The 12,302-nt window shown below is 72.4% G+C and carries 8 protein-coding genes; 6 read left to right on the top strand and 2 right to left on the bottom strand.

Going from position 1 to position 12,302, the window contains the following annotated elements; translation table 11 throughout:
- Window positions 1-655 precede the first annotated feature (655 nt).
- The 6 genes from IE262_RS09975 (at window position 656) to IE262_RS09950 (ending at window position 8,895) form a co-directional block, all read left to right on the top strand.
- On the top strand, window positions 656-1,693 hold the full coding sequence (locus IE262_RS09975) for an SMP-30/gluconolactonase/LRE family protein (RefSeq protein ID WP_189872803.1): 1,038 nt from the start codon (window positions 656-658) through the stop codon (window positions 1,691-1,693).
- Window positions 1,694-1,968: 275 nt separating this feature from the next.
- Window positions 1,969-4,341: an MMPL family transporter gene (locus IE262_RS09970; RefSeq protein ID WP_189872801.1), complete on the top strand. Its 2,373-nt coding sequence runs from the start codon at window positions 1,969-1,971 to the stop codon at window positions 4,339-4,341.
- Window positions 4,342-4,669: 328 nt separating this feature from the next.
- Entirely contained in the window at window positions 4,670-5,347 is a 678-nt protein-coding gene (locus IE262_RS09965; RefSeq protein WP_134041828.1) for an HAD family hydrolase, read from the top strand.
- Entirely contained in the window at window positions 5,344-7,008 is a 1,665-nt protein-coding gene (locus IE262_RS09960) for an FAD-dependent monooxygenase (protein ID WP_189872799.1), read from the top strand. Before IE262_RS09965 ends, IE262_RS09960 begins: the two co-directional genes overlap by 4 nt.
- A gap of 52 nt (window positions 7,009-7,060) precedes the next feature.
- The gene (locus IE262_RS09955) at window positions 7,061-8,170 is read left to right on the top strand and encodes a ScbA/BarX family gamma-butyrolactone biosynthesis protein (protein ID WP_189872797.1); all 1,110 of its coding nucleotides are present in this window, start codon (window positions 7,061-7,063) and stop codon (window positions 8,168-8,170) included.
- Between the two features lie 119 nt (window positions 8,171-8,289).
- Window positions 8,290-8,895, top strand: a complete 606-nt coding sequence (locus tag IE262_RS09950) for a response regulator transcription factor (RefSeq protein WP_134041851.1) — start codon at window positions 8,290-8,292, stop codon at window positions 8,893-8,895.
- 51 nt (window positions 8,896-8,946) lie between these two features.
- Here the strand turns inward: IE262_RS09950 and IE262_RS09945 are convergent, their stop codons facing one another.
- Both IE262_RS09945 and IE262_RS09940 read right to left on the bottom strand, forming a co-directional pair.
- Window positions 8,947-10,203, bottom strand: coding sequence for a sensor histidine kinase (locus tag IE262_RS09945; RefSeq protein ID WP_134041822.1), 1,257 nt, complete (start codon window positions 10,201-10,203; stop codon window positions 8,947-8,949).
- Between the two features lie 82 nt (window positions 10,204-10,285).
- Window positions 10,286-11,872 (bottom strand): SagB/ThcOx family dehydrogenase, encoded by a 1,587-nt coding sequence (locus IE262_RS09940; RefSeq protein WP_189872795.1) that lies wholly within the window; start codon window positions 11,870-11,872, stop codon window positions 10,286-10,288.
- Between the last annotated feature and the right edge of the window lie 430 nt (window positions 11,873-12,302).

Below are 12,302 nucleotides of genomic sequence, written 5' to 3'. Positions count from 1 at the left end.
CGTCACCCGAGTCCCCCGCGAAACGGATGATCACCCGATCCACCCGACGGACATCCTTGGTGCCGGTCCCGGCCGGCGGCGGCTCGGGTGCATCGATGTCCACGGCGTCTACCGTCACGAGACTCGTCTCCTCTGGCTCTCCGGTGTCCGGCCCGGCTGCATGCGCTGTCATCCGCGCAGTCCGCGTCATCCGCGCTGTCCGCGCTGACTCACCGGGACGCTAGGCAGCGGGCCTTGCGGCAGGCCAAAGCGCACTCATCGGCCGCCCCCGGTCCCCGCCCTCGCTCCCGCCCCGGTCCCCGCCCTCGCTCCCGCCCCGGTCCCCGCCTCGCTCCGCCCCGGTCCCCGCCTCGCTCCCGCCCTCGCTCCCGCCCTCGCTCCCGCTCCCGCCCTCGCCCCCGCCCCCGCCCCGCCCTCGCTCCCGCCCCGGACGGTGTTCGCGAGGTACAGCAGCGGTTCAGCGGTTCTTCAGCGCCGGTCGAGACCCTCCTCCGGGCCGGTGGGCAACCGGACTCGGTGTTTCTCCCGTCGGCGGCGGGCCCCGGACGGCTGCCCCGCCCTCGCCCTTTCCGCCGCGCCGTACGCAGGCCGGCCGATCACCCGACGTCCGACCTCGCCGCCGCGGGGCCGTCACCACCGCTTGAAGGAGCACCCATTGGACGCGTCAGTTCCGGCCTCCCGCCGCACCCTCCTCAGACTCGGCGCCGCGGGCGCCGTGGGCGGCGCACTCGCCGCCACCCCCCTGCCGGCGTTCGCGGCGTCCCGGTCCGCGGGCTCCCCGCTGCCGCACACCCTCTCCGTCACCGCCCCGGGCGTGTACCCGGAGGGCGTCGCCTGGGATCCGCGCAGGAAGGCGTTCCTCGTCGGGTCGAGCGCGCAGGGCACGATCTCGGTGGTCAAGGCGGACGGTTCGGTGACGCCGCTGGTCGCCCCGTTCGCTCAGGTCTCGGTGCTCGGCATCACCGTGGACGCCGCCCGTAACCGGATGCTGGCCGCCTACACCGACTACTTCTTCCGGCTGCTCGGCATGGTGGACCCCTCGCAGCCCCCGGTGTCCGGGGTCGGTGTCTTCGACCTGGCCACCGGAGCCGTACGGCACCTGGTCGACCTGTCCGCCGGTCAGCCCGAGCCGCGCGCCAACGACGTCACCGTCGACGCCGACGGCACCCTCTACGTCACCGACACCGGGGTGGACACCGTCAGCGTGGTGAGCCGCGACGGCAAGGTGATCCAGGTGATCCAGGACGACCGCTTCGTCACCTCCGACACCGGACCGAACGGGATCGTCCACCACCCCGCGGGCTTCCTCCTCATGGGCAAGTACGACGGCGGCCGGCTCTTCCGCATCGACCGTCCCCGGTCGGCGCGGCCGGTGGTCAGCGAGGTCCGCCTCGACCGTGCGCCGCTCTCCCTCGACGGTCTCGCGCTGCGCCCGGACGGCTCGCTGGTCGCCGCGGCCAACGACCTGTCGCTGTCCGGTGGACGCACGGGCAGGGACGCGGTCGTGGTGCTGCGGTCCACCGACAACTGGCGTACCGCGCGCACGGTGCAGGACCAGACGTGGCCGATCGAGGACCCCACCACCATCGCCGTGACCCCGTACGGCGACTACGTGGTCAGTGGCGGACTCCGGGAAATCCTGACCGGCGTCCCCTCCGCCACGCCGGGCCAGTTCCACCTGCGCCGCCGCTGACGGCGCCCGGACCGCCGCCGGACGCCGCCAGACCGGCACCCCACCGACGCCTCCGACCGCACCCCACCGGCGCCTCCGACCGTGCCCCGTCGCGCCCCTCCCACCGGCGCCTCCGACCGGCACCCCACCGCGCCCTCCCACCGGCGCCCCACCGCGCCCTCCCACCGGCGCCCCACCGGAGTCCGCGAGCACGGCCCCGTACGCGGTGCTCACCGCGTACGGCTCCGGCTCCGGCTCCGTGCGACCTCACCAGCTCAGACCTCCCGGGAGTCCCCATGTCACCCGTAGCCCATGACACCCCGCCGCCCGAAACGGCCCCGCCCCGCGGCCTGTTCACGGCCCTCGCCCGGCTGACCGGCGCCCGCGCCCGGCTGCTGCTCGTCCTCACCGTGGTCCTCCTGGCCGGGGCCGTCGTCCTGGGCAGCGGAGTGGCCGACCGACTGCGCAGCGGCGGCAGCGGCGGCGTCGTCGACCCCGCCTCCGAGTCCTCGTATGCCGCGGACGTCCTGGAGCGGGAGTTCCCCGGCGCCCGCCCCAACCTCGTCCTGCTGGCCCGGGCCGGCAGCGGGGTCGACCACGCCGACGCGGCACGTCAGGGACGGGAACTCGCCGCCCGCCTCGCCGACGAGAAGGGCGTCACCGGGGTCACCTCCTACTGGGAGACCGGGGCACAGGCGCTGCGTTCCAAGGACGGCCGTGAGGCCCTGGTGGTGGCCCGGCTCACCGGGGACGAACGGGAGGCCGAGCGCACGCTGGAGGAGCGGATCACCGGGCACTTCGACGGACGGCAGGGCGACCTCACCGTCCGCGTCGGGGGCAGCGTCGCCGTCCAGCACGAGCAGCAGACCCTCATCAGTGAGGACCTCCTGCGCGCCGAGGCCATCGCGCTGCCGATCACGCTGATCATCCTCATGATCGTGTTCGGCAGCGCCGTCGCCGCGCTGCTCCCACTGGGCATCGGCATCATCGCGATCCTGGGCACCAACGCGGTCCTGCGCGTCCTCACGTCCTTCACCGACGTCTCCGTCTTCGCCACCAACCTCACCACCGCCCTGGGCCTCGGCCTCGCCATCGACTACGCGCTGCTGATCGTGCGCCGCTACCGGGAGGAACTCGGACACGGCCGGGACATGCCCGGCGCGCTCGCCGTCACCCTCAACACCGCGGGGCGGACCGTGCTGTTCTCCGCCGCCACGGTCGCCGTCTCGCTCGCCGCGATGCTCGTCTTCCCGCTGTACTTCCTGCGCTCCCTCGCGTACGCGGGCATCAGCGTGGTGGTCCTGGCGGCCGTGGCGGCCCTGGTCGTCCTGCCCGCGCTGCTCGCCGTCCTGGGCCGCCGGATCGACGCGCTGGACGTCCGGGGGCTCGTCCGGCGCCGCTCCCGCGAGCCGCGGCAGCCCGCCGGGGCCGGGGCGGGCTGGGCCCGGCTGGCGCGGTGGGTGATGCGGCGTGCACCCCTGGTGGCCACCGGCACCCTCGCCGTCCTGCTCCTGCTCGGCGCGCCCTTCCTGAACGTCGACTTCGGCACCGCCGACTACCGGCAGCTCCCCGCGTCGGCCGACTCCCGGGTGGTGCAGCAGCACATCAACGACGGCTTCCAGGGCAACCCCACCGGAGTGGTCGAGGTCGTCACCAAGGAGGCGGCCCCCGCTGAACTCGGCAGCTACGCCGAGCAGTTGTCCCGGCTCCCCGGGGTACTGCGGGTGGACGCCCCGACGGGCCGTTACACCGAGGGCAGGGCCGCCGGGCCCGCGCAGCCCGGCCGCACCTCCGGCGCCGTCTCGTACCTCACGGTGGTGCCCGGGGTGGAGGCCGTCTCCGACGAGGGCAAGGAGCTGGTACGGGACGTACGAGCCGTGGACACGGCGTTCCCCGCGTACACCTCCGGGACGACCGCGGCCATGATCGACAGTCAGGCGGCCATCGGGCGCGGCCTGCCGTGGGCCCTCGGCATCATCGTGCTCGCCACGCTGGTGCTGGTGTTCCTGCTCACCGGCAGTGTGCTGGTGCCGGTCCAGGCGGTGCTGCTCAACGCGCTCAGCCTGACCGCGATGCTGGGGGCCGTGGTGTGGGTCTTCCAGGACGGGAACCTGTCCGGGCTGCTGGGCTTCACCCCGACCGGGAGCATCGAGACGGCACTGCCGGTGCTCATGTTCTGCCTCGCCTTCGGGCTCTCCATGGACTACGGGGTCTTCCTGCTCTCCCGGATCAAGGAGGAACGGGAACGCGTGCTCGACCACAAGGCCGCCGTCGTGGAGGGCATCCGCAGTACCGGGGGCGTCATCACCGCCGCCGCGCTCGTCCTCTCCGTCGTCATGGTGGCCATCGGCACGTCCCGGATCACCAACACGAAGATGCTCGGACTGGGGGTCGCCCTGGCGATCCTCATGGACGCGATGGTGATCCGCACCCTGCTCGTGCCGGCGGTGCTGTCCCTCACCGGCCGCGCGACCTGGTGGGCACCCGGGCCGCTGCGCCGGCTCCACGCGCGGTTCGGCATCAGCGAGAGCGGCTCGGAACGCCCCGAGCCGGCAGCGGACGCGCCGGACGCGACGGGCGTGCCGGACGCGCCGGACCCGGCAGCGGCGCGGGAGCGGGAGGAACCCGCGGCCGCGGTCGGCGCGGCGGCCGGAAAGTCGTCCGACTGACCGACTGACCGACTGACCGACTGACTGGCCGACCGACCGACCGACCGACTGACTGGCCGACTGACGGCTGCACCGACGCGAGTTCGGAGTGCGGGAGGACCTGTGAAGGTCCTCCCGCACTCACTTTGGCAGGGCGCATCACCCCGGTTCGTCGCTTTGGCACGGCGCAAGTCCCTGTCGTTAGCGTCCGTAGCACCGCGTCAGGCGGACGCCGGAGCACAACCCGGAGCAGCCCTGATCAAGGGGGGACAGTCCGATGACAGCCACTCAACCGTCCGGGCCACGGTCGCGGTCGGTACGCCGCGTCGTGCTGAGAGAAGGGAACGACATGGCCTTCGACACGATCGTCGTCGACTACGGGGGCGTGCTGACGAACCCGCTCGTGGAGACCTTCGCCGCCTTCGCCGAACTGGCCGGGATCGACGCGGGCGACCTCGCCCAGGCGTTCCTGACGGCGACGCAACGCCACGGGGAGACACCGATGGCCGCGCTGGAGACCGGCGCGATCACGGAGCGGCAGATGGTGGACCGGATCCTGGCCGAACTCCCCGAGGACGCGGGCCGGATCCTGGCGGACGGGCGCGGCTTCGGCGAGCTGTGGTTCCGCGGCCGGCGCCCCAACGAGCCGTTCCTGGAGTTCCTGCGCGGCCTGCGCGGCGACGGGTACCGGCTCGCGCTGCTCACCAACAACGTCCGCGAATGGGAACCGCTGTGGCGCGCCCAGCTCCCCGTCGACGAACTCTTCGACGTCGTCGTGGACTCCCACCGGGAGGGCGTACGCAAGCCCGACCCGGCCATCTACCGGATCCTGCTCGAACGGCTCGGCACCACCCCGCAGCGCTGCCTGTTCGTCGACGACACGGAGGAGAACTGCACGGCCGCGGCGGAACTCGGCATCCATGCCGTGCGGTTCGCCGACACCGACGGCACCGTCCGTGAGATCTCGGCCCTCCTCGACCGCCCGCTGGCCCTGGCCGCCGACGCGGCGAGAGGCGGGCTGAGATGACCGTTCCGGTTCTGGTCGTCGGCGCCGGGCCCACCGGGCTCACCGCCGCCGCCGCATTGCGGGACCTCGGCGTGCCCTGCCGCGTCGTCGACCGGCGCCCGGGTCCGGGCATCGCCCCCAAGGGGCTGGTGCTGTGGAGCGGCGCCCTGGAGTGCCTGCACCGCCTCGGCGTCGCCGAGAAGATCGCCGAGACGGCGCTGCCGCTGACCGGGGCGTCGTACTGGTCGAACGGCCGGCGCCTCGCCGGAGCGCGCTTCGGCGGGCTGACGGGCACCGCCTTCCCCGGCCCCCTGTGCGTACCGCAACCGGCGACCGAGCGGGCGCTGCACGCCCGGCTGACGGAGCTCGGCGGCACCGTCGAGTGGGACACCGAGGTCACGGCGGTGACCGTGAACCGGGGCGGCCCCGCCGAGTCGGCGACCGTGACGCTGCGCTCGGCCCGTGGCGAGGAGACCCTGACGGTGCCCTGGCTGATCGCCGCCGACGGCGCCCGCAGCCTGGTGCGCGACAGCGTCGGCATCCCCTTCGAGGGCCACACCTTCGACCGTATGTTCCTGATCGGGGACGGCCGGCTGGAGGGCGCGCCCGCCGAGGCCGAGGTGCAGCACCACATCGCACCGGACGGCGTCCTGGTGATCGTCCCCCAGCCCGACGGCCACCGCGTCTTCTTCGACATGGAGCCGGACGGGCAGACCGAACCGCCCACCGAGGAGTTGCTGCAACGCCTCCTCGACGAACGCGGCCCGGGCGGGCTGCGCCTGCACAGCACCTGGTGGGCCAGCCGCTTCCGCGTGCACGCCAAGGTCGCCCCCCGGTTCCGTGAGGGCCCGGTGCTGCTGGCGGGCGACGCGGTGCACGCCCACACCACCGCCGGCGGCCAGGGACTCAACACAGGCGTCCAGGACGGCTACGACGTGGGCTGGAAGCTCGCGAGCGTCGTACGCGGCGCCGATCCGGCGCTGCTCGACAGCTTTGAGGCGGAACGCCGCCCGGCGTCCGTCAGGGCGGTCGCGAACGGTGACCAGCAGACCCAGATGTGGCTGCTGCGCAATCCGGCGGCGCGGCTCCTGCGGAACACGGTGCTGCGGCTGCTGTCCGCCACCGGCCTGCTGGAGAAGAAGGCGATCCCCCTGCTCGCCCAGCTCGACCTGGACCACTCCGGGAGCCCGGCGGTGGCCGATCTCGACGGTGCGGCCGCCGTACCGCGCGCCCTGCGGCTCGGGCGGCGCGCCCCCGACCTGGCGCTTGCCCCGGTGCACGGCACGAGGGCCCAGTCGCTGCACGCCTACCTGTCGGCCGGCCGGCACACCGTGCTGGTGTACGGCGCTCCAAGGTCTGTATCGAAGGTGGCGCCTGCCGGGGAACTCGCCGCGCGAGCCGCGGCCGTCGTGGGGGAGCGGGGCGTCGGTGACATCGTGCGGGTGCTGTGGATCCAGCCCGCTGACGCAACTCCCGCCGATCTCCCGCAGGACGGCGCCGGGTTCGCCGTGGCGCGGGAGGCGGGCGACGCCCTCGGCGGAGCCGGTGCCCCCTGGTGCGCGTACCTGCGGCCGGACGGGGTCGTCGCGGCCCGCTCGGGCCCGGCCGGCCTCGACGCGCTCCTCTCCCGGCTGCCGTCGCGCCCGCCGCGTATCACCCCGGTACCGGTCGTCGGGCCCTGACGCGGCTCAGCACACCGCTCGTGCTCTCTCCCTGGAAGGATCGACCCTGACCATGACCATCCCCATGTCCGCGTCCCTTTCCGCGTCCGCGTCCCTTTCCGCGCCCGCGCCCACGTCCCTCCCCGCGCCCACGCCCCTCCCCGTGCCCGTCTCCGGCCCTGTGCCCGTCTCCAGCCCCGCGTCCGGGACGGCCCCGGTGCCACCCGGCAACGACCATGTGGAGCTGAGCTACGACGCGACCGTTCCACGCGCCCTGGTCCACAGAGCCTCGATAGCCGAGGTCTTCGTCACCGACTCGGCCGAGACGGGCGAGGACACCTTCGCCGTCGCCGCGCAGCTCCCGCGCGGCCATCTGATCGGGGAGAACTCCCCGCTGTACGACTTCAGCCTGATGGTCGAAGTGGTGCGTCAGGCCGGGGTCCTGGTCGCCCACCGCCACCTGGGGGTGCACCTGGACTCCGCGTTCATCTTCCGGGACCTGACACTCCGTACCACCGCCTTCGAACCGCTGCGCATCGGCTCTCGGCCCGCCAACGCGCGGATCACCGTGGGCGTGCGGACCCGGCGCAACAAGGCCGGCCGTCTGCAGGGTTTCAGCTTCCTCGGGGACATCGAGGTCGACGGACGGTCCGCGATGAAGGGGGAGGGCGGGCTGCTGATCCTGTCCAAGGCCGCCTACCAGGCCATGCGCAGCAGACGTCTGTCGCCCGGCCACCCCGGCTTCCTGCTGCCGCGCTTCACGGCGGCCGAGCCGTCCCACGTGGGGCGGCGGGACGCCCGGAACGTGTTCGTCACCGAGCCCGTCGCCGACGCGGGGCGCTTCGGCTGCCAGTTGGTGGTGGACACCAGTCATCCGCACGTCTTCGACCATCCGCTGGACCATGTGCCGGGCCATCTGCAGATGGAGGCCGCGCGCCAGCTGGCCGTCGCCGCCGTCGCCCGGCTGCACGCCCTGGACCCCTACAGCCTGTCGGTCGCCTCCATCGCCACCGACTTCACGGACTACGCGGAGCTGGACCGCATCACCAGGTTGCGGGCGACCGTCGACGGATTCCGCTGGGACGAGGACCTGGGCACCTTCACCACCCCCGTCGTGGTGGAGGCCGTGCAGGAGGACACCGTCACCACGGTCATGCGGCTTGAGGTGGCCCAGTGGGTCTGAGAACGACACTCTGGGTTTGAGAATTAAATGAACTCGTCATCGGAACCCTCCACTTCATGAAGTAAGGTTCCCGCCAAACAGATGGGCCTTATCATCCGAGCTTGACGTGGGGAAGCTTCGTGATACGCATCCTGCTAGCCGAGGACATGCACATGGTTCGGGGGGCGCTGGTGGCCCTGCTGTCCCTGGAGGATGACCTGAAGGTGGTCGCGGAGGTCGAACGGGGTGACCACATCGTCCGTACGGCACTGGACTGCGCCCCCGACGTCGCCGTCATCGATGTCGACCTGCCCGGTCTCGACGGACTGAGCGCCGCGGCCCTGCTGGCCCAGCAACTGCCCTCGTGCCGCACGCTGATCCTCACGAGCCTCGGCCGGCCGGGGACGCTGCGCAAGGCGCTCGCGGCCCAGGTGGGCGGGTTCCTCCTCAAGGACGCGCCACCGGACCGACTGGCCGACGCGGTGCGGGAGGTCGCGGTGGGGAGGCGGGTGATCGACCCCCAACTGGCCCTGGCGGCCTTCGACAACGGTGAGAACCCGCTGACCCCCCGTGAGGCGGAGGTGCTGCGGATGGCCGCGGACGGGGCGGAGGCGGCGGAGATCGCCGGACGGCTGTTCCTCTCGGTGGGTACCGTGCGGAACTATCTGACAACGGTCGTTACCAAACTCAACGCGCGTAACCGGGTCGATGCGATCCGGGTCGCCCGGGAGAGCGGCTGGCTGTGAGACGCCGGTTCCGGGGGCCGTCGGCCGGTTCAACGGGCGCCGTCGGCCCGTTCACCGGGCGTCGTGGGCGGGCCACCGGACCGGAGCCACCGCCCGCAGGACGAACCAGCCCGCCTCGTCCACTCCGGTCGACAGGCTGCCACCGATGGACGTCAGCCGGAACTGCAGGTTCCCCAGGCCGCTGCCGTCCGGGATCGCGAGCGTGCCGTCGGCGCTCTGCGGGAGGGGCTGCACCCCGTCGTTGGCGATGGTGAGGACCAGCTCGCCCAGGGCGGTCGTCCAGCTTTCGAGCCGGCAGTGCTCCGCCTTGCTGTGGCGCAGCAGATTGGTGATGGCCTCCCGGAGGACGGTCGCCATGATGGTGTTCACCTCGCCCTCGGTGGGCGCGCCGCGGAAGTCCGTGGTCACCTGGATGCCCGCGGCCTCAAGGACCGACTGCGCCGACACCGCCTCCGTGGCCAGCGACATGTCCCGGTAGCCGCGGGCCACCGTGCGGACGTCGGCGAGTGCCTGCCGTGAGATCTCCAGGATGCTCTTCAACTCCTCCAGGGCGCGCTCGGGAGTCGCCGGCACGAGGCGGCACGCCAGCTCGCTCTTGAGGGTGACCGCCGACAGGCTGTAGCCGAGCAGGTCGTGCAGGTCCCGGGCGAACCGCAGCCGTTCCTGGCTGACGGCCAGCCGGGCGAGCTCGGCCTGCGCCGCCTGCACGTCGACCACGAGCTGGGCGAGACGGCTCAGCCCGTACACGATCAGGCCCGTCAGCACGGTGGTGACGGTGATGTCGGCCGAGTCCGCGGCACCCATACCGAGCATCGGCCCCGTGGCGGCCGCCGTCATGGCGACGAGCCCGAACAGCGGCCAGGCCACCACGGGTTTCAGCACCAGCAGCAGTGAGGCACCCAGGAATCCGGCCATTTCGCCCCATCCGAGCCCCAGGACGAACAGTGGCAGATAGGTCAGCACGGCCTGCAGGCTGAGGGTCCACCGGTACCAGCGGGCCCGGAAGTGCCGCAGACGGTACGAGGAGTGGACCAGCTGGAGAAGGCCGATGAGGCAGAAGACGAGACCCGAGACGACGAGGATGACCGCGCCCGGTTTCTCGGCCATGACGTTCAGGAAGCCCACCAGGGCGAAGCCGCACTCGACGATCACCACGACGCTCAGGGCGAGCCGGGGTGGCGGAGCGTTCAGGCCGAGCGCGCGCACCGCCGTCGACAGGGCGGAACCAGCGATGCCGGCGCCGCCGGTGGAGATGTCCCGAGAGGACGTGTCGGTGTCTCTCCCCGAGCGCGGCGCAGCAGCCTCCATGAACGTCCCCCACAACGCGTACCGGATCAAGTGCTCTCAGTTTAGGTGGACTGGCTGAAATTCGAAGGGGGGAATGCGAGGCTCATGTACTAACTGTGGGAGAACTGGGGGAAGTTGATGACGGTTCGGGTGATGTGCCCAGGATGAAGCCGCCGACGCTTGGCTCGATCCGCCAGTCCGTACCGGTGGTGCGGGCGGCCAGTTCGATGTCGCCGCTGTCCAGGGCGCAGGAGGCCAGCCCCATCGCGGTTCCGATCAGGTACAGGTTCTGGATCACCGCGCCGACGTGCTTGAGCGTCAGCGCGTAGGGCAGGCCGCTGTACTTCCACGCCAGACGGTGGATGCGCGAGGTGATGGTGATGACCACGGCGGGCGGCTCGGTCAGCCCGGCGGTGATCTGCGCCTCCGCGAGCAGCTCGGACAGCGTCGGGTCCGTCTCGCCGTCGCCGAGCCGCACCAGGCAGTGCTCCAGCGGGGCGTAGTAGTAGGTGCCCGGCGGGATGTCGGCGCAGTCCCGGACCGTGAGGTAGAACTCCAGCTCATAGGCGCGGCCGCCGCTGGGGTAGGGGCGGTCGCTGAACGACTCCGGGTGGTCGGCCTCGTCGTCCGGCTCGTACAGGCTGCGGATCCTCAGCGCCCGGTACAGGAACTCGCCGAGCACGGCGGCCGTGAGCCGGGCCGGGCCGAAGGAGCGGACGGTGCGGCGCTCCTCCACCACGGTGGTCAGCGGAGGGTCGCTCGCCGCCACCTCGCTCAGACAGGGCCGGGCGAGGGGGAGACGCGGGCCGTCCGGCAGCGGCTTGACGGCCGGGGCGGGGGCCACGCGCTGGGCGAGCGGGTACGTGGCGCCGAAGTCCGCGTCGTGCCTGCCGAGCGTCGAACGGCTGTGGAAGAGCAGGTCGACGGCGGACCACGACAGCAGTGCCGGGTCCTCGTCCTCGGCGAAGTGCGGGACCGCGCCGCCGCCCGCCGGGGCATCGCCCTGCGTGCCCTCCCCGGTGTGCGGCTGCTCGGCGGGGACCACCATGCCGGTGGCCAGCAGATGGGCGATGATGCCCGCGATCACCGGGCTGCTCAGCGGTACGGAGGCCGCCATCTGGTCGACGGTGACCGGACGGCCGAGCATGCCGATCAGCCAGGAGACCTCCGGGCCGTGCACCACCACGCGGTACAGCGACGCGGGGGACTCCAGCACGAAGCCCTGGCCCTCGCTGTGCAGGAACGCGAAACGGGACAGCCGCACCGGATGGCTCTGGTCGGCCGCGACCGGCCGATAGCGGGCGGACCGGGCGATCGGGACCACCGACATCAGCAGACGGTCGGACTCCTCCATGCTCAGCGAGCGCACCACCAGGTGCTGCAGCCGGTGCAGCACCGCGAGGATCTCCGTCTCCGGCCCCCCGGAGGGAGGGTGCATGGAGTCGTCGGCCGTCAGCCCGGCCACCGCGTTGGCCAGCGAGATCGGGCCGAGACTCATCCGGCGCAACGTCTCACGCACCGACGGGCCCGCCCCGTGCAGCCGCACTTCCCCCCACCGCCCGGAGAGCACCACGGAACCGCTCGGGCCGCTCGTATCCACCAGGACGTCCTCGCGTAGCGACCAGAAGGAGACACAGCGTCTCTCGGCCTGCGTGGTCACGGTGGTGCTGAACGGGCTCACAACGGACATGGCGGCTCCTACGGTGTACCAGGCGGCGGCGGTGGGGGACGCTGCGCGGCTCGGGCGGACGCGGACAGACAGTGCTCGGGCGGACGCGGACAGACAGTCAGGGGCAGGGAGGAGACAGGCAAGGGGAGACGGCCATGGGGTGACGGCCAGGGGCGGCGAACAGGGTCAGGCCAACACGGAAACGGCTGTGTGTGGATGCACAGCCGCCGTGAGCTGATCGGCACTGATCCGCACCGATCGGCATACAGGGATTGTTCGGGCATCGAGGGCACCGAAGACAGTGTTCGTTTCATGGCTCCCCTGTGAATCCGTCATGGGTCGCCACCTCGGTAATTCATATGCGGCCGATGAAGCGCTCACTGGGGCGGCGTGGGCCGAGGTGCCATCGTTGAGCGCCGAGGAAGCCGAGCGGTTGGGGCTGCCGAGTGGT

It is taken from the genome of Streptomyces bluensis (assembly GCF_014650715.1).
Classification (GTDB): Bacteria; Actinomycetota; Actinomycetes; order Streptomycetales; family Streptomycetaceae; genus Streptomyces; species Streptomyces bluensis.
Note: the sequence above shows the minus strand (reverse complement) of the source record. Positions and strands in the feature narration are given on the sequence as shown.